The organism is Aerococcus christensenii (genome assembly GCF_001543105.1).
Classification (GTDB): domain Bacteria; phylum Bacillota; class Bacilli; order Lactobacillales; family Aerococcaceae; genus Aerococcus; species Aerococcus christensenii.
Genome location: NZ_CP014159.1, coordinates 712,932 through 739,925 on the forward strand (window position 1 = coordinate 712,932; position 26,994 = coordinate 739,925).

A 26,994-nucleotide genomic window follows, 5' to 3' on the forward strand; every position below is an offset into this window, starting at 1 on the left:
TTTGAAAGAATGGGAGTTTTTTAATTGTAAGGTTACTTAGATAAAAACTAATAAATAAAATTCTGGAAAGGTTAGGTTAGAGAATGAGTAAAAACACCAAATATATTTTTGTGACAGGTGGCGTAGTTTCGTCAATCGGTAAGGGCTTAGTTGCTTCTTCTTTAGGCCGGTTACTTAAAAATAAAGGATTGACAGTTACTATGCAAAAATTTGATCCTTATATTAATGTCGATCCAGGGACTATGTCTCCTTACCAACATGGAGAAGTGTATGTATTAGATGATGGTACAGAAACGGACTTAGATTTAGGTCATTATGAACGTTTTGTTGATGTGAAGTTGAATAAATTCTCGAACGTTACCACAGGAAAAATTTATTCCGAAGTTATTGCTAAAGAACGTAGAGGAGATTATTTAGGAGCAACTGTTCAGGTTATACCTCATATCACAAATGCTATTAAAGAAAAGATTCTTCGTGCAGGTGAATCAACAGATGCGGATGTTGTTATTACTGAAATTGGAGGAACTGTTGGAGATATCGAATCTCAACCTTTCATTGAAGCTATTCGTCAATGGCGTAAAGCAGTAGGGACAGAAAATATTTGTTATATTCATACAACACTTCTTCCTTATTTACATGCGGCTGGTGAATTAAAGACTAAACCTACACAACATTCTGTTAAAGAATTGCGTTCTTTAGGTATTCAGCCAGATATTTTAGTGGTACGAACAGAAAAACCTATGCCTGAAGGAATGAGAGAAAAAATATCTACTTTCTGTGATGTAAAACCTGAAAATATTATTGAAAATAGAGATGTAGATACCATTTATTCCTTACCGCTCGCTTTACAAGCACAAGGATTTGATGATAAAGTATGCGAGGCTCTTGAATTGAATGGTCTTGGGCAAGCTAATATGGAATTTTGGTCTGATCTTTCTAAACGTGTTCTAAAATTAAAAAATAAAGTGAAAATTGCTTTAGTTGGAAAATATGTTTCTTTACAAGACGCTTATCTCTCAGTAGCAGAAGCTTTAAAACATGCGGGATATGACTATGATTCAGAAATTGATTTGGATTGGGTGCCAGCAGAAGAGATTACCGCTGAAAATGTAAGTCAACGTTTAGGAGATGCTGATGGTATTTTAGTCCCGGGAGGATTTGGTTCGCGGGGGATCGAAGGGAAAATTCAAGCTATCCGTTATGCGCGTGAAAACAAAGTTCCTTTTATGGGAATTTGTTTAGGTATGCAATTAGCAAGTATCGAATTTGCTCGTGATGTTTGTGGATATACAGATGCTAATTCAACAGAAATAGATCCTGAAACACAAGCTCCAATTATCTCTTTGATGGCTGATCAAGAATCTATTGAAGAAATGGGGGGGACTCAACGTTTGGGAGCTTATCCATGTGTTCTAAAAAAGGGGACGTTAGCCGAAAGTCTTTATCGAGTAGAAGAAATTTCAGAACGTCATCGTCATCGTTATGAATTTAATAATGCTTTCCGTGAAAGCTTGGGAGAAAAAGGATTAGTTTTCTCTGGAACTTCTCCAGATGAAAGATTGGTTGAAATTGTAGAGTTGAAAGATCATCCATTCTTTATTGCAAGTCAATTCCATCCAGAATTTCTTTCACGCCCAAATCATCCACATCCTATTTTCAAGGGATTTGTAAAAGCCTCTTTAGAAAATCATAAATAGTGAATTAAAAATGGTGTTGAGAACCATCCTTAGGTTGCTAACACCATTTTTTATGGAATGAAATTTAAAAAGTGCGCTATTAATTAATAGAAAAAGCAAAGATATTTGTAAGATAAGGTTCTTTGAAAATGAGTTCTTAGGAGCCTTTATTACACTTACTGTATCTTTGCCTTTTTATTTAAATTTCAGGTTATTTGATATTATTTTCTTCTAAATAAGTGGCTACAATAGCAGCCATTCCCTTAGCGGCTACAATTAAGGCGCCTTCATCCATATAGAATTTTGGATGATGGTGAGGGAAAGCAGGATGTTTTTCTTGATCTTCAGATTGGCAGCCAATCCATAAGAAAGTACTTGGAACTTTTTGGGCATAATAAGCAAAATCTTCAGAAGGTGGTTGAGGAGATACGGCATGAATACCCTTAAGTTCATCAAATGGATGCGATTGAATGGCACGAATAGCAAATTCGGTGATATCAGGATCATTATAAAGAACAGGGTAATCATGAATATAATCTAAATCACAGGTTACACCAAAAGTTGCTTCTATTCCTTTTACTTTATTTCGAATTTCTTCTTCTATTTTTTGACTGGTTTCAGGTGCAATAGATCGAACGTCTCCACCTAAGACCACTTTACCATTGATAGCATTATTTGCCCCTACTCCGTTAAAATTGCCTATAGTAATAGATCCAACATCAAAAGGATTTAGCCGTCGACTAATAATAGTTTGTACAGACATTACGAAATAAGATGCGGCGACAATGGCGTCATTAGCCGAGTGAGGAGAAGAAGCGTGCCCTCCTTGTCCGTGGATTGTTAAGTGGAAGTTATCTCGTCCTGTTTGTGCGTTGCCAATGTGATAATTGATGGTCCCCACTGGTATATTACTCATAAAATGCATGCCGATAACGTTATCGACACCTTCCAAACAGCCCGCTTCGATCATTGATTTGGCGCCTCCTGGAGAAGCTTCTTCAGCGTTTTGGTGAAGAATGATAATTTTCCCAGAAAACTGATCTTTTAATTCGATAAGGGTTTCTGCTAAAACAAGGAGATAAGCGGTATGCCCATCATGTCCGCAAGCGTGCATGGCATCTGTTTTTGAAGCAAAAGGAAGATTCGTTTCTTCTTTTATAGGTAAAGCATCAAAATCAGCGCGTAAAGCCAAGGTTTTTCCAGGTTTTAGAGAATCAATGGTTACAACAATTCCGTAACCATTTCCAACTGAAGATTTTACTTCACAATCTAGGTCTTTATAAAAATCTAGAATATATTGAGCAGTCCATTGTTCTTTGAAAGATTCTTCTGCGTGTGCATGAAGTTCTTCACGGATTTTTATTATGCGCTCTTTCTTTTTATCTAGTTGTTCATAAAGTGCGTCAATAAATTGCTTCATAGGGTTTCCTCCTTATTTATTAATATTTAATCAAGTATAAGCCTTATTTGGACTAAAAACAATTAATGTGAATGGATGTTAAATAATAGAGAATTTTGTATAATAATGTAGGAAATAAGACAAAGAAGGAGGAAAATGATGTGCAGCAATGGTTACCAGATGGTAATTTGATTTTAATGTCAAAGAAACTCTACAATAAAGAAGCTAAACTTTTATGGGCTTGGAGAGAAACTCCTTCAATACCTAAAGACAGTGGTTGGCGTCTTTTAAGTACAGAGGATACTACTGAATCTTTACGACAATCTTCAACGGTATTTCTTCCCTATGAGACAGTTCTTACAATTCAACCAGCAATAGCGTTTATCTATTATTATCCGGTAGGTGCTGATTTTCAATTCACAGAACAAGGATACTCACAGCATTTTGCTTATAATGATACTTATGAATATGTGAAACCAGCAAAATCCATTCAGGGCTTGCCATTCAAAGATTACGCTTTTCAATCTCATTTTTCACTTTTTATAGAAGATTTTCAGAAAGCAAGGGAAAAAAAGAAGTTTTGCTTTCATTGGTCGGATGAGGAATTGCGGACTTTAAATGAACTCAATAGACAATTGTTTCATTTCTATAATGTTTTAATGGGAACTAGGAAAACTCCCTTAAAAGTTAAAGAAGACGTGTTATTAATAGGTCTTGGGCTAGGTTTCTTATTTAAAAAATGCCAAATCAAAAATATTGTTTTTCTTGAAGAAGAAATGATGAATGTGGTTGTTCATAGCCTTTTTATACGCTTTAATTGTTCTTTGGATCAAACAAAACAGACGATAATAGCATATTGGCAAGCAACAAAGACAGCGCCTATCGCTAAACAACTTATGCAATATGGGATAATGATGGCAACATGGATAGATAATAAATCTTTTGAAGCTGTTCACAAAGAATATCAGCGATTGTGTACACACTATTTAGAAAATTAAATGCTTAAAAGCTATATAAGACTTAACTAGTTCTATAGGTCTATGAAGTGATGCTATAAAAATTGAGAATATTAAATTATATTTTTAAAAAGAGTTGACAAATTTTGAAAAATGAACTATACTAACAAAGTTGTTTCTGATAGAGAACAGCAAGGAACAACAAATATGGAATAATAAAAACATATTGACATTATGAAGTGCATGTGTTATTATTAAATAGTTGCGGAAATAAGCGACTGAAAGATAGACCTTTGAAAACTGAACAAAGAAGACGAACCAAATGTGTAGGGATAGTTAGAAATAACTAAACCAACAATTCAAGCAATAAGTCTAGACTAGACTCAAACAAGTCAGCAAAATGAGCTAAGAACAGTTCATGAATTCTTTCATGAGAGTTTGATCCTGGCTCAGGACGAACGCTGGCGGCGTGCCTAATACATGCAAGTCGAGCGAACAGAGAAAGTGCTTGCACTTTCAAAGTTAGCGGCGGACGGGTGAGTAACACGTAAGGAACCTACCGATAAGCGGGGGACAACATCCGGAAACGGGTGCTAATACCGCATAGGAAGTTTGTTCGCATGAACAAACTTAGAAAGATGGCTCTGCTATCACTTATCGATGGCCTTGCGGTGCATTAACTAGTTGGCGAGGTAACGGCTCACCAAGGTGATGATGCATAGCCGACCTGAGAGGGTAATCGGCCACATTGGGACTGAGACACGGCCCAAACTCCTACGGGAGGCAGCAGTAGGGAATCTTCCGCAATGGACGCAAGTCTGACGGAGCAACGCCGCGTGAGTGAAGAAGGTTTTCGGATCGTAAAACTCTGTTGTAAGAGAAGAACAAATTGTAGAGTAACTGCTACAGTCTTGACGGTATCTTACCAGAAAGCCACGGCTAACTACGTGCCAGCAGCCGCGGTAATACGTAGGTGGCAAGCGTTGTCCGGATTTATTGGGCGTAAAGGGGGCGCAGGCTGCTTCTTAAGTCTGATGTGAAAGCCCACGGCTTAACCGTGGAAGTGCATTGGAAACTGGGAAGCTTGAGTACAGAAGAGGAAAGTGGAACTCCATGTGTAGCGGTGGAATGCGTAGATATATGGAAGAACACCAGTGGCGAAAGCGACTTTCTGGTCTGTCACTGACGCTGAGGCCCGAAAGCGTGGGTAGCAAACAGGATTAGATACCCTGGTAGTCCACGCCGTAAACGATGAGCGCTAGGTGTTGGAGGGTTTCCACCCTTCAGTGCCGCAGCTAACGCATTAAGCGCTCCGCCTGGGGAGTACGACCGCAAGGTTGAAACTCAAAGGAATTGACGGGGACCCGCACAAGCGGTGGAGCATGTGGTTTAATTCGAAGCAACGCGAAGAACCTTACCAAGTCTTGACATCCTTTGACCACTCTGGAGATAGAGTTTTCCCTTCGGGGACAAAGTGACAGGTGGTGCATGGTTGTCGTCAGCTCGTGTCGTGAGATGTTGGGTTAAGTCCCGCAACGAGCGCAACCCCTATTGTTAGTTGCCAGCATTGAGTTGGGCACTCTAGCAAGACTGCCGGTGACAAACCGGAGGAAGGCGGGGATGACGTCAAATCATCATGCCCCTTATGACTTGGGCTACACACGTGCTACAATGGATGGTACAACGGGCAGCGAGCTCGCGAGAGTCAGCGAATCCCTTAAAGCCATTCTCAGTTCGGATTGTAGTCTGCAACTCGACTACATGAAGCCGGAATCGCTAGTAATCGCGGATCAGCACGCCGCGGTGAATACGTTCCCGGGTCTTGTACACACCGCCCGTCACACCACGAGAGTTTGTAACACCCGAAGTCGGTGAGGTAACCTTTTGGAGCCAGCCGCCGAAGGTGGGACAAGTGATTGGGGTGAAGTCGTAACAAGGTAGCCGTAGGAGAACCTGCGGCTGGATCACCTCCTTTCTAAGGATATTATGGAATACACATTACGTTTTCTTTGTTTAGTTTTGAGAGGCCTATCAAACACATGTAATGGATCACCGGGCCTGTAGCTCAGTTGGTTAGAGCGCACCCCTGATAAGGGTGAGGTCGATGGTTCGAGTCCATTCAGGCCCATTAGAAGAATAAAAGTTATTCTTTTTGGGGGATTAGCTCAGCTGGGAGAGCGCCTGCTTTGCAAGCAGGAGGTCAGCGGTTCGATCCCGCTATTCTCCATAGCAAGGGAAACCTTGCAACTTGTTCTTTGAAAACTGAATACTATAGTAAATTCCACCTTATTATTTCTACCAGGAGATAATAAGGAAACAAACCAATTTTTACCAAGCGTAAAAACCGAAAAAGAGTTTTAAAAAACTTTTCGCAATCATACAACTTAACCAGTGGTTAAGTGAATAAGGGCGTACGGTGAATGCCTTGGCACTAGGAGCCGATGAAGGACGGGACGAACACCGATATGCTTCGGGGAGCTGTAAGTAAGCTTTGATCCGGAGATTTCCGAATGGGGGAACCTCATTGTTTTAATCGACAATGGCAAGTAAGTGAATACATAGCTTATGATGTGGTAGACGTGGTGAACTGAAACATCTCAGTAGCCATAGGAAAAGAAAGAAAAATCGATTTCCTAAGTAGCGGCGAGCGAACGGGAAAGAGGCCAAACCAAAGTGCTTGCACTTTGGGGTTGTAGGACTGAAGGAAGGTATGACAAGATCTAGCCGAATGATTTGGGAAAATCAATCGAAGAAGGTGAAAATCCTGTAGGCGAAAGATCGCGGCAGCCTGTCAGTATCCTGAGTACGGCGGTACACGTGAAATTCCGTCGGAATCCACCGGGACCATCCGGTAAGCCTAAATACTACCTAGTGACCGATAGTGAACCAGTACCGTGAGGGAAAGGTGAAAAGCACCCCGGGAGGGGAGTGAAAGAGTACCTGAAACCGTATGCCTACAAGCAGTCAAAGCCCGTTAAAGGGTGATGGCGTACTTTTTGTAGAACGGACCGGCGAGTGACGATAGCAAGCAAGGTTAAGCGGAAGAAGCGGAGCCTTAGCGAAAGCGAGTCTGAATAGGGCGTCAAGTTTGTTGTCGTCGACCCGAAACCAAGTGATCTACCCATGTGCAGGGTGAAGGTGTGGTAAAACACGCTGGAGGCCCGAACCCACGTCTGTTGAAAAAGGCGGGGATGACGTGTGGGTAGCGGTGAAATTCCAATCGAACTTGGAGATAGCTGGTTCTCTCCGAAATAGCTTTAGGGCTAGCCTTGGATGATGACTATTGGAGGTAGAGCACTGTTTGATCGAGGGGTCCATCTAGGATTACTGACATCTGATAAACTCCGAATGCCAAAAAGTTTTAGTCCAGGAGTCAGACGGCGAGTGATAAGATCCGTCGTCGAAAGGGAAAGAGCCCAGACCACCAGCTAAGGTCCCAAAGTATCAGTTAAGTGGAAAAGGATGTGGGGTTGCACAGACAACTAGGATGTTGGCTTAGAAGCAGCCATCATTTAAAGAGTGCGTAATAGCTCACTAGTCGAGTGACCCTGCGCCGAAAATGTACCGGGGCTAAACTGAACACCGAAGCTGTGGATCCGTGAGGATGGTAGGAGAGCGTTCTATAGGCAGAGAAGCTGGATCGTGAGGACCAGTGGAGCGTATAGAAGTGAGAATGCCGGTATGAGTAGCGAAAGACGGGTGAGAATCCCGTCCACCGAATGACTAAGGTTTCCTGGGGAAGGCTCGTCCTCCCAGGGTAAGTCGGGACCTAAGCCGAGACCGAAAGGGATAGGCGATGGACAACAGGTTGAGATTCCTGTACTTGTTTTATTTGTTTGAGCGAAGGAAGGACACAGGAGGCTAAGCTGAGCGCGGAGATGGAAAGACGCGTCCAAGCAGTAAGTGTGATGGTGAGTGAAAGGCTTGCCACAGAGTACACAAGCTGTGACGGGGAGAGAAATCAAGTATCGAAGCAGCCGATGTCACACTGTCAAGAAAAGTTTCTAGTGAGAATAAAGCAACCCGTACCGCAAACCGACACAGGTAGTCGAGTGGAGAACACTAAGGTGAGCGAGCGAACTCTCGTTAAGGAACTCGGCAAAATGACCCCGTAACTTCGGGAGAAGGGGTGCTGACCGCAAGGTCAGCCGCAGTGAATAGGCCCAAGCGACTGTTTATCAAAAACATAGGTCTCTGCCAAATCGGAAGATGACGTATAGAGGCTGACGCCTGCCCGGTGCTGGAAGGTTAAGAGGAAGGGTAAGCTTTCGAGCGAAGCTCTGAATTGAAGCCCCAGTAAACGGCGGCCGTAACTATAACGGTCCTAAGGTAGCGAAATTCCTTGTCAGGTAAGTTCTGACCCGCACGAAAGGCGTAACGATTTGGGCACTGTCTCAACGAGAGGCTCGGTGAAATTGTAGTACCAGTGAAGATGCTGGTTACCCGCGACAGGACGGAAAGACCCCATGGAGCTTTACTGTAGGTTGATATTGAATGTTTGTGTGACATGTACAGGATAGGTAGGAGCCGAAGAGATCGGGACGCTAGTTTCGAAGGAGGCACCCGTGGGATACTACCCTTGTGACATGACCATTCTAACCCGCGACCATAATCTGGTCGGGAGACAGTGTCAGTCGGGCAGTTTGACTGGGGCGGTCGCCTCCTAAAGAGTAACGGAGGCGCCCAAAGGTTCCCTCAGAATGGTTGGAAATCATTCGAAGAGTGTAAAGGCAGAAGGGAGCTTGACTGCGAGACCTACAAGTCGAGCAGGGACGAAAGTCGGGCTTAGTGATCCGGTGGTTCCGCATGGAAGGGCCATCGCTCAACGGATAAAAGCTACCCTGGGGATAACAGGCTTATCTCCCCCAAGAGTTCACATCGACGGGGAGGTTTGGCACCTCGATGTCGGCTCATCGCATCCTGGGGCTGAAGTCGGTCCCAAGGGTTGGGCTGTTCGCCCATTAAAGCGGTACGCGAGCTGGGTTCAGAACGTCGTGAGACAGTTCGGTCCCTATCCGTCGCGGGCGTTGGAAATTTGAGAGGAGCTATCCTTAGTACGAGAGGACCGGGATGGACACACCGCTGGTGTACCAGTTGTTCCACCAGGAGCACAGCTGGGTAGCTATGTGTGGACGGGATAAGCGCTGAAAGCATCTAAGCGTGAAGCCCCCCTCGAGATGAGATTTCCCATCTCAATAAGAGAGTAAGACCCCTGAAAGACGATCAGGTAGATAGGTTCGGAGTGGAAGCCTAGTAATAGGTGAAGCGGACGAATACTAATCGGTCGAGGACTTATCCAAAGGAAAAGTTGTATGACAAAAAGGAAGAAACTATAGATTCAGTTTTGAGCGAATAAGGCTCATATTGTGCGGTGACGATGGCAAGAAGGATACACCTGTTCCCATACCGAACACAGAAGTTAAGCTTCTTAGCGCCGAATGTAGTTGGGGGTTTCCCCCTGTGAGACTAGGACGTTGCCGTGCAATTCTTTTTATTCCGCAATAGCTCAGTTGGTAGTAGCGCTTGACTGTTAATCAAGATGTCGTAGGTTCGAGTCCTACTTGCGGAGTTTTTTATTTATGCTGCAGTAGCTCAGCTGGTAGAGCGTCGCCTTGGTAAGGCGGAGGTCGTGGGTTCAAGTCCCATCTGTAGCTTTTGTTTAAAAGCGTCAATTTTAATTGGCGCTTTTTTTGCAATATTGAAAAATTCAAAAAAAGTATTTTCATCATTTAACTTAATATTTTTGCTGTTATTTTTGTTGTTATTATTCAATAAATGTGTAAAATAAATTTTAATAGGTTTTACTAATGTTATGTTTTTATTGTTTAAATCATTAATGGTGAATGATGGAGTGGGAAAATGAATTTTCAAAAACTTAAGTATGCAATTGTTGTGGCTAATTCAGGATCTTTTCGTGCGGCGAGTCGTCGTTTATACATGGCCCAGTCGTCTTTGTCGACTGCGATTAAAGAATTAGAAGAAGAATATCAAATTCAAATTTTTGAACGGACAAAACGTGGGATATTTATTACAGAAGAGGGCAGTGAGTTTTTAACTTATGCAGAAGATATCCTATCTCAAGTAAAAACTTTAGAGCAACGCTATTTAGGGGATAATGATCGCCATATGTTTTCGATATCTGGGCAACATTATGATTTTGCTGCAGAAGCATTTGCTCGATTGGTGGATGAAGAGTCTGGTCGAAAAGACTGGAATTTTCGATTTTTAGAAACCTCAACCAGTCGAGTTATTGATGATGTGAGGCATTCTTATAGTGAGTTGGGTATTCTTTATTTAAATGATTCAAATCGTCGAGTCATTGAACAACATTTGGATCATTATGAATTAGTTTTTAAAAAGCTGGGCTTGTTTTATCCGCATGCCTTTTTGGGAAAGAATCACCCATTGGCTAACTTAAAAGAAATTTATTTAGAAGATTTGAAAAAATATCCCATTATAAAATTTGAACAAGCGAAGGGCTCTTCTTTACAATTTAGTGAGGAATCTTTAGAAGGCAATTTTGAAGGGGAACAAGTTATTTATGCCTCAGATCGAGCAACAGTGATTAATTTATTAGCTAAAACAAACGCTTATTTATTAGGATCTGGGATTGTAACCTCGCCTTTTAGTTTACTTGAACGTACGATTCCAATCGTAGATGGTGAAGTAAGTGAAATAGGCTATATTCAAGCCCGATATCGAAAAAACTCTGAATTAGCTGAAAAATACATTGATCATTTAAGAAAAATGGTTAAAAATAAAAAATAATTGGGTTCCTTTTAAAGAGTTTTTGGGGAAAAGGACTTCCCTTTACGAATAGGAAGAGAGCGCGTACAATAAGGATTGAAAAGGAGGATTATTATATGAAAGTAATGATTTTATTAAGTAAACATTATGAAGAAACAGAAGCCTTAACAGTTGTTGATTATTTAAGACGGGCAGATATCACGATTGATATGGTTGCTACAGAAGGCAACTTACAAACTGTAGGGGCGCACAATATTGTTATTTTAGCTGATAAATTAATTCAAGATGTGAACGCCAAAGATTATGAAATGATTATTACTCCAGGTGGCGTTGGCGGAACAGAAGCTTTGATGGCAAATAAAGAAGTTGTTCATTTATTCAAAGAACAGTTTCAATCAGATCGCTATTTAGCAAGTATTTGTGCTTCTCCATTAGTATTAGGGAAAGCAAAAATTTCTGAACATATCCGTGGAACCATTTATCCAGGTTTTGAGAAAAAATTGAGTTTTAAAGAATACATTTCAGATGAGCCTGTTGTTGTGGATAGAGAGCATCAAGTCATTACGTCTCAAGGCCCAGCAACGGCTGTGTATTTTGCATTAACTTTGATTGAAGTATTAAAAGGAAAGGAAGTACGTGATCAAGTGGCTAAGGGGCTATTGCTTCCTCAATTAGAAGATTTTATTAAAGCTTAATGAATAAAGTGTTTATAAAAGGTGTTCTATTTTATCAAAAATGGATTTCTCCTTTGTTTTCGCCTTCTTGTAGATATTTTCCGACGTGTTCGAACTACATGCTTCAATCTTTAGCAAAATATGGAGCTTTTAAGGGAGGACTTATGGGGATATTTCGAATTTTAAGATGTCATCCTCTCGCAAAGGGAGGAGTTGATCCTGTCCCAGATACGTTTTCTTGGAAGAAAAGTTTTAAAAGTAAAGATAATAATCATTTTCTTTTATAATTTAAACATGATATTTTAACTGTATTAGTGTTGGTGACAATCTTAGAATAGCCCAACACTATTTTTATTTTATAGTTGGACATTCTGATCAATAACATTAGGATTTTATGAGATATTTATTGGAATTTTAGCTTGTCATGAGGGATAAAAGAATAATCTTTATGAAAATGATGTGACCCCAAAAAGTTAGACTTTTTGGGGGTCACATCAGCTTTTTTTGAATACTAGATGGTTACTTTCCTTAGAAAGAGGACACTTAGTTATCGATACCGTAAAGTTCTTTGACTTTATCTGCGATGCGGTTAGCATAATTTAAGGCAAGATCATCTGTCGTAGCTTCGACCATCACGCGAAGAAGGTTTTGTGTCCCACTAGGACGTACAAGAATACGTCCGTCTTGGCCAAGTTCTTTTTCAACTTCTTTAGTGAGTGAAAGAATCTCTGGATGATTGGCTGCTTCAATTTTTCCTTCTCTTGTGACACTGACATTAACTAATTTTTGAGGATAGGTGGTCATTTCGTCTGCTAATTGGCTAAGTGTTTTGCCCGATTGCTTGAGGACATAGAGCAGTTGAATAGCTGTTAATAAGCCGTCGCCTGTTGTGTTGTGATCCATGAAGATAATATGACCAGATTGCTCTCCACCTAAGTTGTAGTTTCCTTCACGCATAGCTTCTACGACATAGCGGTCACCGACTTTTGTAGTGATATCTTTCATTCCAGCTATTTTAATTGCTTTATGAAAACCGAGATTAGACATTACAGTAGCAACGATTGTACTATTTTTTAATTTACCATGATCGTTGAGATACTTCCCACAAATATGCATAATATGATCGCCATCTATTAATCTTCCTTTTTCATCTACAGCTAAGCAACGATCAGCATCACCATCAAAGGCTACGCCAGCTTGCGCATTTTTTTCAAGAACAAGTTGTTGAAGTCTTTCTGGGTGAGTAGAACCTACGCCTTTATTAATATTAATGCCGTCTGGATTAGTGGCAATCGTTGTAAAATCGCATTCGAGGTCAGCGAACAAACGATTAACAAGTGGAGCAGAAGCGCCGTTAGCGGCATCTACACAGATATTTAAACCGGAGAGATTTCCAGCAATAGTAGATTGTAAAAATTCTAAATATTTAGCTGCGCCTTCAGGGTATTCACTGACAGTTCCTAAACCTTCTGCAGATGGTCTAGGAAGATTATCTTTTTCTTGTTTAAGATAAGATTCAATTTCTTCTTCTTGAGCGTCGGAGAGTTTGAAACCATCGCTTCCAAAGAACTTAATCCCGTTATCTTCGGCAGGATTATGGCTAGCAGAGATCATGACTCCTGCAACCGCTCCTGTTGTACGGGTGAGATAAGCGACAGCTGGAGTTGTAATGACGCCTAATTGAAGAACTTCGATACCGACCGATAAAAGTCCTGAAATAAGTGCGTGTTCGAGTAATTGACCAGAAATTCTTGTATCTCTTGCTACAAGTACTCGAGGGTGTTCATTGTTATCTGTTATATGTTGTAAAAGAACATAGCCGCCATATCGGCCAAGTTTAAAGGCGAGTTCAGGGGTTAAAATTTTATTAGCTTCTCCACGTACGCCGTCAGTTCCAAAATATGTTAACATAATATTCTCCTTTTTTTATTAACGCTATTTTACGCTTTCATATCTTACCACGATTAAAAAAGTTTGCCAAATTAATGTTGGGGTGGTGAGGTATAGGAAACATTTGGAGAATTAGAGTCTCCTTGCGAATATTCAGTACCAGGGTGCGGAATAACTGTCGCTTCAACCACTTGGGGTTCTATAGACTCTGCACCTTCTGGAAGTTTTAGAGGAATTTCTAGATGCTTGGTTTGTGTGATTCCTCGTAAATCAATAGATCCAATAATGGAAGAAACGGAAGAGAGGACTTGTTCATCGCCGAAGAGTTTAGCTTGTTGAGCGGACAAGTTGGTAAATTCATAAGAAAATCCATCTTCCTTATTGTCTATCTGAATATGAATTGGTTTAAACAAGCCATGTTTGCCAATTGTAACAGAAACCGTAACTTGATTAGGTTTAGAAGTGAGGTTTAAGATATTTCCATGAATATCTTTTACAATAATAGGTGCGGTTGTTTGAAAATCAGTAGAAATATTTTGAGGGAGTGAAACATCAACGGTGACGTGAGCAACTTTATCGAGATTTTCTTTGGAACCGGTTAGAGTCACTTCGTTGGGTTTGACTTGGCTTTTATGAATTTCATAACCTGGAGCAATTTGATCGTTATTAAAGTTAATTTCGACAGGATACGATTTAACTTCTAATTTTGCGATATCTACTTTAACACTGGAAGGCGATATTTTATAAGTAAGCTCTTTTGAAATATTCTCTAAAGTCAATTGAATGTAGTGAGATCCTTCACCTAAGTTTGCTAAATTTTCAGTTACAACTTTAAATTCTTTGGCTTGTAAGGTTTGATCAATCAGAGAGCTAGGTCCGCTAATTTCTACAGAAACAGTTTTAGGGATTCCTGTAATATAGTAATCATCCACATCTCCTGTAGCATAAACAGGGACTTCAGAAATATTTTCTATTTTTGTCTCATTGATATTAGAGAAAAAAGAGACGGGGTTATTATTGTAACGTTCTGCTTTGACGAAAATAAATAAAAAGATGGCTAACACTAAAGAAAATAAGATAACCACTAGTTTATTATCGTAGATTTTATTCATTTAAATCACCGTCATTTCTTTTAGAAAATAAATTTTTTAAAAGATGATTATTTTCTATACTCTGCTGAGTATTATTTTCAATCAAGTGTTCATGCAAGTTTTTCTTTAGATCTTCTGCGGAAAGAGAACGTAAAATTTTACCTTGATAAGTAATGGAAATATCTCCCGTTTCTTCAGATACTACTACGACTAAAGCATCTGTTACTTCTGATAATCCAACAGCTGCTCGGTGTCGAGTCCCTAATTCTTTTGGAATATCTGGGTTTTCAGAGAGGGGCAAAAATGAAGCTGCAGAGATAATTTTTAGATGGCGGATAATGACGGCCCCATCATGAAGAGGGGTATTCGGAATAAAAATATTAATAAGAAGTTGTTCGCTAATTTTAGCGTCTAAGGAAATACCGGTATTGGCATATTCATTCAATTCTTGAGTGGTTTCTAAGACAATTAATGCGCCGATACGACGCTTAGCCATATATTGACAGGCATGAACAATCTCTTCTATCATGTGATCAATAGGATCGGTTTGTGTATTTCGTAATTTAGAAACGCGGATACTTTGGCCTAACTGATCTAACCCATTACGAATTTCTGGTTGAAAAATAACAATGACACCAATCACTGCCCACTGAATAATGCTATTCATTATCCAATCGATAGTTTCTAATTGAAAGATCGTAGAGATCATTTTGAAAAGTAGAAAAATTAGAATACCGTTAAAAATATTGATGGCTTTAGTTCCTCGAATTAATTTTAATAATTGATAGATAATAAACCAGACGATTAAAATATCAATTAAGTCAAATAAATTTTTCCATGTGAAAATGTTTAGCCAAGTAACCCCCATCGCAAAGCCTCCTTAAAAGTCACATTTATTACCTTTTACAGTATACCACATGTTTCTAAAGGGAATTAGGTATCCAACAAGGGAAATGGAGAATTTGGAGCACTTTAAAAGAAACTTAAGCCATGAAAGGAAAAATAAAAAAAGACTTGATTTTAATAGACCGTATCGTGTATAATAATCAAGTGTTGATTTGGAGGGATAGCGAAGCGGCCAAACGCAGCGGACTGTAAATCCGTTCCTTCGGGTTCAGAGGTTCGAATCCTCTTCCCTCCATTTTTCGTTGGGGTATCGCCAAGCGGTAAGGCAACAGACTTTGACTCTGTTATGCGTTGGTTCGAATCCAGCTACCCCAGTATTAAACCAAGCGTGAAGCTTGGTTTTTTTATTTTCCAACGATTTTAGAGAGAATTTTATTACATACATATTACAATGCAACAGACCTGTTTCAATAACAAGGATAAGGTGACAAAGCAATTAAAGCCGATTAACAAGTGGCTCCATACTCTTCTTTTTGTGTTTTGGTCATGCTATGATAGTTTCTGTTGACAGGGAAAGGTCCTGTCGAATAAGAAACAGATCTAAACAAAGGCTATAAAGATCTATTCATTAAAAGATGAAAGAAATTAGCCAACTAAAAAAGAGAGGATTTTTATATCGATGAATTTAAAAAAGATATTAATTGGAACAACTGTTGTCTTATCTACATTTACTTTATTAACAGTAGGTGAAAGCTCACAAGCTCATGCCCAAGAGTGGAAAGCTCGTACAGTGGAAGAAATTAAAGCTGATTTTGAAACCAAAGAAAATGACGAGAAGTTCTACGTTATTAAATCTGGTGATACTTTAAATGCTATTTCAGAAGCAGCTGATGTAAAAATGGAAGATCTTGCTAAGATCAATAAAATTGAAAATGTAGATCTTATTTTCCCAGGAACTGAATTAACCTTTAAAGTGAATAAAGAAGGTAAAGTGGAAGAAGTTAAAGTCGCTCAAGAAGGACGTACTGTACAAACCTATACTGTAAATCAAGCTTCTACACGTACTTATCAAGCTCAAGCAACAGTTTCATCTCAAGCAAGTGCACCTGTTCAATCTTCAAGTGCTAAAGAAATTATTGCTCAACGTGAATCTGGTGGTTCTTATGATGCACGTAATGGTCAGTATATTGGTCGTTACCAACTTTCTGCAAGTTATTTAGGAGGAGATTATTCTCCAGCTAACCAAGAACGTGTGGCAGATCAATACGTAACAAGTCGATATGGTTCTTGGGAAGGCGCTCTTGCTTTCTGGAACTCTAATGGTTGGTATTAATCGCTTATTAAATAATGCATTGAAAAGTACAAGGAATTTCCCTTGTGCTTTTTCTTTTTTACGTAAAAATTTTAACAATTTCTAGAAAGCAGTGTCATAAATTAGCGTTATTTTATAAGAAAAAGAAATTTTCTCTAGCTAAGTTTTCTTTTGTATGGTATAGTGTCTAAAATAAATCCTTTAAAACTGTCCCGTGAGGCAGGCAAGGAGTCACGTGAATAATAGCTGGTGGTCTGTTTTTAGACTATCCGATTGATTATGTCCTAAAGTCTCCTTGTGTAGGAGATTTTTTTTGTGGAATAAATGTTCCTAAAATCGCGACGGTGAGTGCAAAGGAGAGATGAAAATGGACAAGCGTTGGTTAGTATTAGAAAATGGCCGAGTTTTTGAAGGGCAGGCCTTCGGAGCAGGTGGAGAGGTGATTGGTGAATTAGTATTTAATACAGGGATGAGTGGCTATCAAGAATCCATTACTGATCAATCCTATAATGGGCAAATTTTAACTTTTACTTATCCACTTATCGGGAATTATGGGGTCAATCGTGACGATTATGAATCCATTCATCCAACTTGCAAAGGGGTAGTGGTCTATGAATGGGCTAAACGTCCGAATAATTGGCGGTGTCAATTAACAATTGATGAATTCCTAAGAGCTAAGGGAATTCCAGGAATTTCGGAAATTGATACGCGGGCTTTAACAAAAATGATTCGTCAATATGGTACGCTAAAAGCTGTTATAACCAGTGATCCAGAAGTAGTAAAAACTTTTCCAAAGCAGTCACAAGAAATAGATTTAGCCAAAGATGGAGTTCGTCAAGTATCGACAAAGACGGCCTATTCTGCACCGGGATCTGGTCTTCGAGTGGTGTTGGTTGACTTTGGTTTGAAACATTCCATTTTGAGAGAATTAGCAGCTAGAAATTGCCACGTCACAGTAGTTCCTTATGACACAACCGCTCAAGAAATTATTGACTTAGCACCAGATGGCGTCATGCTTTCTAATGGACCAGGAAATCCGGAAGATGTTCCAAGTGCACTCGATATGATTCGAAGAGTTCAAGAAAAATTCCCTGTTTTTGGAATTTGTATGGGTCATCAGCTATTTTGCAAGGCGAATGGTGCCAAAACATACAAGATGAATTTTGGACATCGTGGATTTAATCATGCGGTGCGTTCATTTACAAAGGATACCATTGATTTTACTAGTCAAAACCATGGGTATGCAGTTAGTCGAGAAGATTTTCCTGAATGTTTGGAAATTACACATGAAGAAATTAATGATCATACCATCGAAGGAGTTCGCCATAAATGGCTTCCTGCCTTTTCTGTTCAATTCCATCCGGATGCTGCACCTGGACCACATGATGCCAACCATTTATTTGACGACTTTATTGAATTAATGGAAAAAGCAAAAAAATAACTGTTTAAATCTAATCTGTGAGTTAGAAAATAGGAGGAAAGAAATGCCGAAACGTAAAGATATTAAAAAAATTATGGTGATTGGGTCTGGTCCAATTGTGATTGGACAGGCTGCAGAGTTTGATTATGCAGGGACACAAGCCTGCCTTGCCTTAAAAGAAGAAGGCTATGAAGTGATTTTGGTGAATTCCAACCCTGCTACAATTATGACGGATAAAGAAATTGCGGATCAAGTTTATATTGAACCTATTACGCAAGAATTTGTTACCCGTATTCTCCATAAAGAACGGCCAGATGCTTTGTTACCAACTTTAGGTGGACAAACTGGATTAAATATGGCGATGGAACTTTCACGTTCCGGAGTTTTAGAGGAATTAAATGTTGAATTATTAGGGACTAAATTATCTGCCATTAATCAAGCAGAGGACCGCGAATTATTTAAGAATTTGATGAAAGAATTGGGACAACCTATTCCAGATTCTACAACGATTCATACAGTAGAAGAAGCGTTAGATTTCGCAAAAGAAATCGGCTATCCGTTGATTGTTCGTCCAGCCTTTACTCTAGGTGGTACAGGAGGCGGCCTATGTAACAATGAGGATCAACTTCGAGAAATTGCCTCTAATGGGTTGAAGCTCTCCCCAGTGACAGAATGTTTGCTTGAACGTTCGATTGCAGGCTATAAAGAAATCGAATATGAAGTGATGCGTGATTCAGCGGATAACGCCTTGGTTGTATGTAATATGGAAAATTTTGATCCAGTGGGAATTCATACAGGGGATTCTATTGTGTTTGCACCAACGCAAACCCTATCTGATCAAGAAAATCAATTGTTACGTGATGCAAGTCTTCAAATTATACGTGCTTTGAAGATTGAAGGGGGCTGTAATGTTCAATTAGCTCTCGATCCAAACTCCTTTAACTACTACGTCATTGAAGTGAATCCACGGGTTTCACGGTCTTCAGCGCTTGCTTCTAAAGCTACAGGTTACCCTATTGCAAAATTAGCGGCTAAGATTGCTGTCGGTCTCACTTTGGATGAAGTCATTAATCCAGTTACCGGAACCTCTTACGCGATGTTTGAACCTGCCTTGGATTATGTGGTGGCTAAGATTCCACGCTTCCCGTTTGATAAATTTGCTCAAGGGGACCGTCATTTAGGCACACAAATGAAAGCCACCGGGGAAGTTATGGCTATTGGTCGAAATATTGAAGAAAGCTTATTAAAAGCTTGTCGATCTTTAGAAGTAGGAGCTTGTCATCTTGAAAAAGATTATACAGAAGAAGTTAGTCAAGAAGAGTTAGAAGAACAATTAAAACATCCACAAGATGATCGTCTATTCTATTTAGGAGAAGCCTTAAGAAGAGGTATGTCTATCGACAAATTAGCAGAATTAACTCAAATCGATTCCTTCTTCTTAGAAAAATTAGGAAATATTGTTCATCTAGAAAAAGAATTAGAAGAGCATGTATTAGATGACTCTCTCCTTCATGAAGCTAAAGTGAGAGGATTTTCAGATAAGGAAATTGCTCAACTATGGAAAATGTCTGAAAAAGAAGTTCGAGATATTCGCCAAAAACACCACATAGCGCCTATCTATAAGATGGTGGATACGTGTGCAGCAGAATTTGAATCCAGTACGCCTTACTTCTATTCCACTTATGGGATAGAGAATGAGTCTGTGGTGTCTCAAAAACCTTCTGTTTTAGTCCTAGGTTCTGGTCCAATCCGGATTGGACAAGGAGTAGAATTTGACTATGCGACCGTTCATTCTGTTAAAGCTATTCAAGCAGCGGGCTATGAAGCGATTATTATGAATTCAAATCCAGAAACGGTTTCTACTGACTTCTCTGTCTCTGATAAACTGTATTTTGAACCGTTAACCTTTGAAGATGTGATGAATGTCATTGAATTAGAACGTCCTATTGGAGTAATCGTTCAATTTGGAGGACAAACGGCTATTAATTTAGCAGAATCTCTCGCTCAAGCAGGGGTTCGTATTTTGGGGACACAATTAGAAGATTTAGACCGAGCAGAAGATAGAGATCTATTTGAACAAACGTTGAAGCAACTTAATATTGTTCAACCTGAAGGGCAAACCGCAACGGATGAAGAAGGTGCTATTCAATCCGCTCATCGTATTGGCTTTCCAGTATTGGTACGTCCTTCCTATGTGATTGGTGGACGAGCCATGGAAATTGTGGATAATGAAGCGGATTTGAGAAACTATATGCGAACAGCTGTTAAGGCCAGTCCAGATCATCCGGTTCTTGTAGATTCCTATATTCTTGGGCAAGAATGTGAAGTAGATGCGATATGTGATGGCAAAGACGTCCTGATTCCGGGAATTATGGAACATATTGAACGCGCTGGGGTACACTCTGGTGACTCTATGGCTGTCTACCCTCCACAAAGACTTTCTCAAAAGGTTCAAGATACGATTGTAGATTATACCCAACGTTTAGCTAAAGGGTTAAACTGTTTAGGAATGATGAACATTCAATTTGTAGTTAAAGATGAACAAGTCTATGTGATTGAAGTCAATCCGCGGGCGAGTCGGACGGTACCTTTCTTATCTAAAGTGACAGATATTCCAATGGCTCAAATTGCTACGAAGGTTATCTTAGGAGAAAAATTGAAAGATCTTGGCTATCAGAATGGGCTTTATCCGGTGGCTGATCGGGTCCATATTAAAGCCCCTGTTTTCTCCTTTATGAAGTTAGCACAAGTAGATTCCCTCTTAGGACCAGAAATGAAATCCACTGGGGAAGTAATGGGATCAGACAAGACTTTGGAAAAGGCTTTGTATAAAGCTTTTGAAGCTGCTCATATGCATTTACCAGAATTTGGAAATGTGGTCTTTACGATCGCAGATGAAACTAAAACAGAAGCCTTAGCTCTCGCTAAACGTTTCCAAACGATTGGATATGGAATTGTGGCGACGGAAGGGACAGCAAAATTCTTCTCTGAAAACGGCGTTAAATCTCAAATAGTAGACAAAATTGGAGAAAATAATGCTAATGATATTCCTTCTTACATCCATAAGGGGAAAGTCCAAGCGGTTATTAATACAGTAGGAGCTAAGCGGATGCAGGATCAAGATGGTCGAATGATTCGCCAAGCAGCTATTGAACACAATATCCCTCTCTTTACCGCATTAGATACTTGTGATGCCATGCTGCGTGTTTTAGAAAGTCAAAGTTTTGTAACTGAAGCTTTATAAAAAATAAACGGGTCTTGTGATCACAAGAAATTTTAGTTATAATAGATGTATGCTCACAAGAGGTGCTTTAGCTGAGATAGGGAAACCTGGACTCTTTGAACCTGATAAAGTTAAAACTTGCGTAGGGATGTGAGGAAAGACCATAGCAATAATATCTGTACACGTTCCTTAAATAGCTGTGTCCTTCCTTATACGCAAAAACAAGTGATGACTAAGGCACTTCTTGTAGTTTGTACGTACTTGGATCGACAGATTTTAGCATCATCATTATAAAAAATAAACCATTCAGACCTCAGGTTAATGAGATGTCTGAATGGTTTTTAATTGGGCGATTGAAAGAATTAAAAAAAGCCGTTCCCTAATAGGGGACGGCTTTTGTATTTAAAGTGAGGAATTATGTTGGTAATAGACATCCAGTAATGGAGCAATCCCTTGGTCACTCGTAACGTTAATGGAAGTCCCAAAAGAATCTTGTAAAAGATAGAGAGTGATGAGTAGGGAAGCCATCGTGCCTGATGGATCTATACCTACTAAGCCAAGATAAGGAAGGGCGGTCATGACTGCGCCTCCTGGAACACCTGGTGCTGCTGTCATAGCTAAGGCAAAGGTTAAAATAAAGGGAATCATTACAGATAAAGAATGGTCCATGCCGTTAATCATTAAAATAGCGGTGAGATAGGAAGTGATGGTTAGAACAGATCCTGGCATATGCATAGATCCTGTGATCGGAAACATGAATTCAGATACAGATTTAGAAATTCCGTTCTCTTGAGCGCAGGTGATATTGATTGGAATAGATACTGCTGAAGATTGTGAGCCAAAGGCCGTTAAATAAGCGGGAAGGCTTTTTTTCATAACGGATAGGAAAGGCTGTTTAGAAAAACGCGAACCGAGAAAAATTAACCAAGCCAAATAGGTAAAATGAAGCACTAAAATCGTTAACCAAACAGCTCCGAAAATTTTAAATATGCGGCTAAGTCCACCGGAATAAGAGAGATTAACAAAATTTCCAAAAATGTAGAAAGGCAAGAGAGGAATCACAAATTTTTTAAGGACGAGATGAATCACCTTTTCAAAATCAGAAAAAACGTGAGCTAGATAAGAAGCGGCTTGTTTTCGATTTAAAACAGCTAGAGAAATTCCTACGACAAAAGAAAAAAGAATAGCTTCAGTCACTCCAACGAAAGGTGTAATTTTAATAGCTAGTAAAGATTGAAGAGAGGCTGTCTTTTCGATATCTTGAAGCTGAATATGTCCTGTAAAATAAGGGAATAAGAAAGAGCCTACAGTATAGGCAATAATAGCTGCTGTCACTAAGGAAGTATAGGAAATCCCTACAAGAACGCCCAACATTTTGCCGGAATGAGCGGAGAGTTTCGATAAACCGTCCACCACAAAGGCAATGATCATCATTGGAATGATAAAGGCCAATAATTGACTAAAAATATTAGAAAAAGTGACGGGGATTCTTAGAACAAAGGAAGGTAAAAAAGAAAATTTACCAACTAAGGCGCCTAAAAGAATAGCTACAAACAAACGAGGGATTAATCCCCAATCTTTTTTGAACATAGTGTTCACTCCTTTAAAATAAAAAAATCCGATGACTTCAAAAAGTCATCGGACGACGTATCGTGGTTCCACCAATTTTTGTTTAACCCAAAAATAGGCTAAACCTTTCTTTCTGTAACGTGAATAGTAACGTTGCACCATTACAGTGCAAATCCAATGAGAAGAATTCATGAGAGGATGATGTAATCCTTTCAGCAACCGGATTCTCTCTGTGCATCTTTTCTTATGAACATGGCTCATTTATGGACTGTATTGAGTTTAGAACTATTTAAACATATTTGAGGATAAGAAACAAGAGGAAATTTTGTAAACCTACTTAGGGTGTAAATTATTTTCTCCAAATGAAATGAAGATGTCGGCGGGGAGTATGATTTTCACGATAAGAAAAACCATAGGGGCTTTCATAAGTATCTAAAGGATAGAGCCGAATATTTTCTTCTAAGATGCCTGCTTTTAGGCATTGGTTTTTGACCACTCGACGATTATCGATATGCCATTTCTTGCGGGCAGAATCATAGCTGATGCAATCTGAGGCCTCATTTAACCCTTTAAACTGTTCATAAACATCTTTGTCTACTTCGAAATGAAGTGGGGAGAGGGAAGGCCCTAGTTGGACGTGAAAGGTATCGGGTTTGAGATGAGGATGTCTGTCAAAAATAGTAGAAAAAGTAGCTTGTGTGATATTTTGAACGGTCCCTCGCCAGCCTGAATGAATCGCACCGATGAGGGGACTCTCTTCATCATAGAATAAAAGGGGCACGCAATCTGCTGTGAAAATAGCTAAAAGGAGGTCGGGTTCTAGGGTGTATAAAGCATCCGTTTGATCGAAGGCGGTTGAAGGATCAAAGAATCCCCTTCCCCCGTCTGCTTGGGTGACTTGAACGCAGTGTTTGGAATGTGTTTGATGGGCTTGAACATAATGAGAGGGAGTCAGATTAAGAGCTTTCAAAAAAATGTGGCGGTTTTTTAAAACGTCTGTTCGGGTTTGGGGAGCAACAATTCCCATATTCCCTTGATCGGGGAGAGTTAGATCTCGTAAAGTTATGCCCATTTTCAAAGTGTCGGTATTGTGATAGTAATGAATCATTGATGAGTCTTCCTTTCAAAAGCTTAAAGAAAAGGACCTTCTTTAAGCTTGGAGGTAAAGTTTGTTATAATCATTGTAACATCTTATAAAGGAGTAGAAGGTATGCAGCAAAAAATAGCAGGATTTCAACAAGTGAGATCTTTAAAAATTCCTGAACAGGATATGGAGGTTTTGGAATATCATCATGACAAATCAGGGGGAAGAGTCATTTGGTTGAAAAATGAAGATGAAAATCGGGCGTTTGGCATTGGATTTTTAACGCCGCCTACGGATTCGACAGGTGTAGCCCATATTGTGGAACACGCTGTCTTATCGGGTTCCAGAAAGTATCCGCTCAAAGATCCTTTTATGGGAATGGTTAAGCAATCTATGAATACGTTTTTAAATGCAATGACGTATCAAGATATGACTCTTTTTCCTGTAGCGTCGATGAATGAGGAAGATTTTCATCATTTAATGGATATTTATCTGGATGCTGTTTTCTTTCCGAAGATGTATCAAGAGAAATATGTTTTCCAACAAGAAGGTTATCATAGAGAACTATATGCCCCAGAAGAGGACATCACTTTAAATGGGATTGTTTATAATGAAATGCGAGGGGTGTACTCCTCTCCTGATCGTGAAGTGATGCAGCAAATCGATGAGACTTTTCACCAAGGGTCTACTGTGGCTTATGAGTCTGGAGGATATCCTTATGCAATGTCACAGTTAACTTATGAAGATTTTTTGGCTTTTCACCGGAAGCATTATCGGCCTAATAACGCCATAACAGTTTTATATGGCAAGATTGATATAGATAAAGCCTTAAGTCAAATCGATCAAGATTTTTTCAGCCACTTTCAAGATGAAGGGACACCTATTCGGCTAAATTGTCCTCCTGTTCCTGAAGGAGATCGAAGACAAATACTTTTCTTTGATGGAGACGAAGCCATGACGACTGAAAAAGATTCTTATTTAAGTTATCATATTCCTTTTGCGAAGGGGGATTCTTTAGAAGAAATTTATCTCTATCAATGGTTAATGACTGCTTTAGTAGAGGGAGAATCTTCACCTCTTCATCAAGCTTTGGTGGACGGTGGTTATTGTCAAGAAGTCTCGATTTATGCATCTGAAACTTATTATCAAGATTTTTCGCTATTATTGGAAAAGGTAGACAGTCGACGAGCAGATGATATTATAGCAGTAATTGAGGAGACTTTAAAGCGAGTAGCTCATGAAGGATTAGATCGCGATTTATTGAAAGCTTGCCTTCAACAAATGGAATTTTCTTTAAGAGAAATGGGCGGAGCAGAACGCGGGGTTACTACTTTTATTCAATTAATGTCTGCTTGGAGGTATCAAAAAGATCCGTTGAAGTGTCTACAGTATAATCGGCAGATTGAAAATTTAAAGCAGTACTTAGAAGGTGATAGGATTGAACAAGTGATTTTGGATCGATTAGTTCACTTTAAGAGTCGATTAGTCCTTGTTCATGAACCCAAACAGGACTATCACAAAAACTTAGACTACAAACTTGCTCAACAATTAGCTCAGGAAAAAGAGGCAATGACGTCCTTAGAATTAGAACAATTATTGGAAGAAAATAAGGGACGATTACGGTATCAACAAAGGCCAGATCGAACGGAAGATCTTCAAAAATTGCCCCAGTTAAAAAAATCCGACATCTCTGAGTGGGTGGTAAATCCTACATATGAAGAAATTTCTTTCTCTTCAGGACAAACAGGATTTTTTCATCCAGAAACGTGTGGAGGAATCCATTATTTGACGTTTAGCTTCCCTGTAACCAGTTTATCAGTGAAAGATCTTTCAGCTTTAAAACATTGGAGTATTCTTTTGGCGAGTTTATCGACAGAACAACGTGATTTTTCGGATTTGGAAGTGAATTTAGCCAAAGTGGCGAAAGGGGTTCGATTTGTACCACAAGTTTTTGTTAATCAAAAAGATTCGAATCTCTACACTTTGCAGTTTATGGTTCATTTATCAACATTGACTTCTCAAACCTCCCAAGCTTTAACCCTCATTCGAGAGATTTTAACACAAACGCTTTTTGAGGATAAAGAACGCATTCGAAATATTCTTAAACGTGTGAAAGCAGACTTAGAAGAACGGTTCGACCAATCGGGCCATCAGTTGGCCATTGGAGAATTAGCTAGCCAATATTCCGAAGCTAAAGCGTGCGGAAATTCGCTATCGGGATTGGCTTATTACGATGCTTTGTGTGAATTCTTAGCGAATTTTGAGATGCAGTATGAAGACTTTAAGACTCAATGGCAGAGCTTTTCCAAAACGCTCTGTCAGCCTAATCAGTGCGTAGTGACCTTGTGTTCAGATGAGGAAGGTAAGGAAGAGCTTATTGCGGATGTAGAAGAATTTTTAGAGGGTTTAGGGCAAGTGACTCAAGTGCAAGTGTATCGTCCAATGGAAGTTGAGACGGCTTCTAGAGGAAATGAAGGAATTATATCTAATTCACAAGTTCAATATGTTGTCCAGGGGGGACGCCTTCTGAAGCCAGGAGAACGTTTCAATGGGCATTTGCCAGTTGTTGGAAATATTATTTCTAATGAGATTCTCCATGAACGAATTCGTGTTCAAGGAGGAGCTTATGGAGGAGGCTTATCTCTCCTTCCGACAGGAGAAGTTTTTGCTTATTCTTATCGAGACTCGCATTTGAATCAAACCTTAGAAGCTTACAAGGGAGTCGGCCATGCGGTGAGAGACCTTCACTTGACGCAAGAAGAGGTCGATCAATTTATCTTAGGAGCAGTTACGCGTTATCAATACCCTTATGCAGCTAAAAATGTGAATGAGATAACGTTGAAACGTTACTTTAAAGGGGTGACTGTTGAAGACTGTCATCGAGAATTGAAAGAATTATTAGCGACAACGCCTGAACAGGTTGAAATGATTGCGGAAAGGATTGATCGAATGCTTTCTGAGGCGCAGGTTGTGGTTTATGGGAATCAAGATAAACTAGAAAAGAATCGACAAGTGTTTGACAGAATTCGTCCTTTAAAGAAATATTAAATAAAAACGGTGAGTAGATCCGAAAAGGTCTTTCTCACCGTTTTTATTTTGCCAATTGA

The 26,994-nt window shown here is 39.6% G+C and carries 15 protein-coding genes, 6 tRNA genes, 3 rRNA genes and 1 riboswitch; of the genes, 18 read left to right on the forward strand and 6 right to left on the reverse strand.

Going from position 1 to position 26,994, the window contains the following annotated elements:
• The first annotated feature begins 83 nt into the window (after positions 1–83).
• Positions 84–1,697, forward strand: a complete 1,614-nt coding sequence (locus AWM71_RS03355) for a CTP synthase (RefSeq protein ID WP_060776656.1) — start codon at positions 84–86, stop codon at positions 1,695–1,697.
• A 190-nt stretch (positions 1,698–1,887) separates the two neighbouring features.
• On the opposite strand, the gene AWM71_RS03360 is transcribed toward AWM71_RS03355, so the two are convergent.
• Positions 1,888–3,096 (reverse strand): amidohydrolase, encoded by a 1,209-nt coding sequence (locus AWM71_RS03360; RefSeq protein WP_060776657.1) that lies wholly within the window; start codon positions 3,094–3,096, stop codon positions 1,888–1,890.
• A gap of 140 nt (positions 3,097–3,236) precedes the next feature.
• Here AWM71_RS03360 and AWM71_RS03365 point away from each other — a divergent pair, with 140 nt between their 5' ends.
• The 11 genes from AWM71_RS03365 (at position 3,237) to yidD (ending at position 11,739) form a co-directional block, all read left to right on the forward strand.
• Entirely contained in the window at positions 3,237–4,073 is an 837-nt protein-coding gene (locus tag AWM71_RS03365; RefSeq protein ID WP_060776658.1) for an immunity protein Imm33 domain-containing protein, read from the forward strand.
• A 384-nt stretch (positions 4,074–4,457) separates the two neighbouring features.
• A 16S ribosomal RNA gene (locus tag AWM71_RS03370) occupies positions 4,458–6,006 on the forward strand.
• Positions 6,007–6,085: 79 nt separating this feature from the next.
• Positions 6,086–6,159, forward strand: a tRNA-Ile gene (locus AWM71_RS03375).
• Between the two features lie 26 nt (positions 6,160–6,185).
• Positions 6,186–6,258, forward strand: a tRNA-Ala gene (locus tag AWM71_RS03380).
• Positions 6,259–6,424: 166 nt separating this feature from the next.
• Positions 6,425–9,331 (forward strand): 23S ribosomal RNA (locus tag AWM71_RS03385).
• 67 nt (positions 9,332–9,398) lie between these two features.
• Positions 9,399–9,514: ribosomal RNA gene (gene rrf / locus AWM71_RS03390) — 5S ribosomal RNA — on the forward strand.
• The 16S, 23S and 5S rRNA genes sit together here with 4 tRNA genes alongside, the layout of an rRNA operon.
• A 12-nt stretch (positions 9,515–9,526) precedes the next feature.
• Positions 9,527–9,600: transfer RNA gene (locus AWM71_RS03395), tRNA-Asn, on the forward strand.
• 12 nt (positions 9,601–9,612) lie between these two features.
• A tRNA-Thr gene (locus tag AWM71_RS03400) sits at positions 9,613–9,685 on the forward strand.
• Positions 9,686–9,890: 205 nt separating this feature from the next.
• Positions 9,891–10,799, forward strand: coding sequence for a LysR family transcriptional regulator (locus AWM71_RS03405; protein WP_060776659.1), 909 nt, complete (start codon positions 9,891–9,893; stop codon positions 10,797–10,799).
• 95 nt (positions 10,800–10,894) lie between these two features.
• The gene (locus AWM71_RS03410) at positions 10,895–11,473 is read left to right on the forward strand and encodes a DJ-1 family glyoxalase III (protein ID WP_060776660.1); all 579 of its coding nucleotides are present in this window, start codon (positions 10,895–10,897) and stop codon (positions 11,471–11,473) included.
• On the forward strand, positions 11,473–11,739 hold the full coding sequence (yidD, locus tag AWM71_RS03415; protein WP_060776661.1) for a membrane protein insertion efficiency factor YidD: 267 nt from the start codon (positions 11,473–11,475) through the stop codon (positions 11,737–11,739). Before AWM71_RS03410 ends, yidD begins: the two co-directional genes overlap by 1 nt.
• A 256-nt stretch (positions 11,740–11,995) precedes the next feature.
• Here yidD and glmM read toward each other — a convergent pair whose 3' ends face one another.
• The 3 genes from glmM to cdaA form a co-directional block, all read right to left on the reverse strand.
• Entirely contained in the window at positions 11,996–13,363 is a 1,368-nt protein-coding gene (gene glmM, locus AWM71_RS03420; RefSeq protein ID WP_060776662.1) for a phosphoglucosamine mutase, read from the reverse strand.
• Positions 13,364–13,434: 71 nt separating this feature from the next.
• Positions 13,435–14,454 (reverse strand): CdaR family protein, encoded by a 1,020-nt coding sequence (locus AWM71_RS03425; RefSeq protein WP_060776663.1) that lies wholly within the window; start codon positions 14,452–14,454, stop codon positions 13,435–13,437.
• Positions 14,447–15,301 (reverse strand): diadenylate cyclase CdaA, encoded by an 855-nt coding sequence (gene cdaA, locus AWM71_RS03430; RefSeq protein WP_060776664.1) that lies wholly within the window; start codon positions 15,299–15,301, stop codon positions 14,447–14,449. Before cdaA ends, AWM71_RS03425 begins: the two co-directional genes overlap by 8 nt.
• Before the next feature lie 192 nt (positions 15,302–15,493).
• Between cdaA and AWM71_RS03435 the strand changes: the two genes are divergently transcribed.
• The 5 genes from AWM71_RS03435 (at position 15,494) to carB (ending at position 21,255) form a co-directional block, all read left to right on the forward strand.
• Positions 15,494–15,574: transfer RNA gene (locus AWM71_RS03435), tRNA-Tyr, on the forward strand.
• Positions 15,575–15,582: 8 nt separating this feature from the next.
• Positions 15,583–15,654, forward strand: a tRNA-Gln gene (locus AWM71_RS03440).
• Positions 15,655–15,958: 304 nt separating this feature from the next.
• Entirely contained in the window at positions 15,959–16,612 is a 654-nt protein-coding gene (apf, locus tag AWM71_RS03445; protein WP_060776665.1) for an aggregation-promoting factor, read from the forward strand.
• A 346-nt stretch (positions 16,613–16,958) separates the two neighbouring features.
• A complete protein-coding gene (locus AWM71_RS03450) occupies positions 16,959–18,032 on the forward strand; it encodes a carbamoyl phosphate synthase small subunit (protein ID WP_060776666.1) in 1,074 nt (357 codons plus the stop codon).
• Between the two features lie 43 nt (positions 18,033–18,075).
• Positions 18,076–21,255, forward strand: coding sequence for a carbamoyl-phosphate synthase large subunit (gene carB, locus AWM71_RS03455; RefSeq protein ID WP_060776667.1), 3,180 nt, complete (start codon positions 18,076–18,078; stop codon positions 21,253–21,255).
• Between the two features lie 48 nt (positions 21,256–21,303).
• A riboswitch (TPP riboswitch) is annotated at positions 21,304–21,400 on the forward strand.
• A gap of 236 nt (positions 21,401–21,636) precedes the next feature.
• Here carB and AWM71_RS03460 read toward each other — a convergent pair.
• On the reverse strand, positions 21,637–22,824 hold the full coding sequence (locus tag AWM71_RS03460) for a cation:dicarboxylate symporter family transporter (protein ID WP_060776668.1): 1,188 nt from the start codon (positions 22,822–22,824) through the stop codon (positions 21,637–21,639).
• Positions 22,825–23,152: 328 nt separating this feature from the next.
• Positions 23,153–23,911, reverse strand: coding sequence for a peptidoglycan editing factor PgeF (pgeF, locus tag AWM71_RS03465; RefSeq protein WP_060776669.1), 759 nt, complete (start codon positions 23,909–23,911; stop codon positions 23,153–23,155).
• 102 nt (positions 23,912–24,013) lie between these two features.
• Here pgeF and AWM71_RS03470 point away from each other — a divergent pair, with 102 nt between their 5' ends.
• Positions 24,014–26,935 carry an insulinase family protein gene (locus AWM71_RS03470; protein ID WP_060776670.1) on the forward strand — a complete coding sequence of 974 codons (2,922 nt, stop codon included), beginning with the start codon at positions 24,014–24,016 and terminating at the stop codon, positions 26,933–26,935.
• The last annotated feature ends 59 nt before the right edge of the window (positions 26,936–26,994 follow it).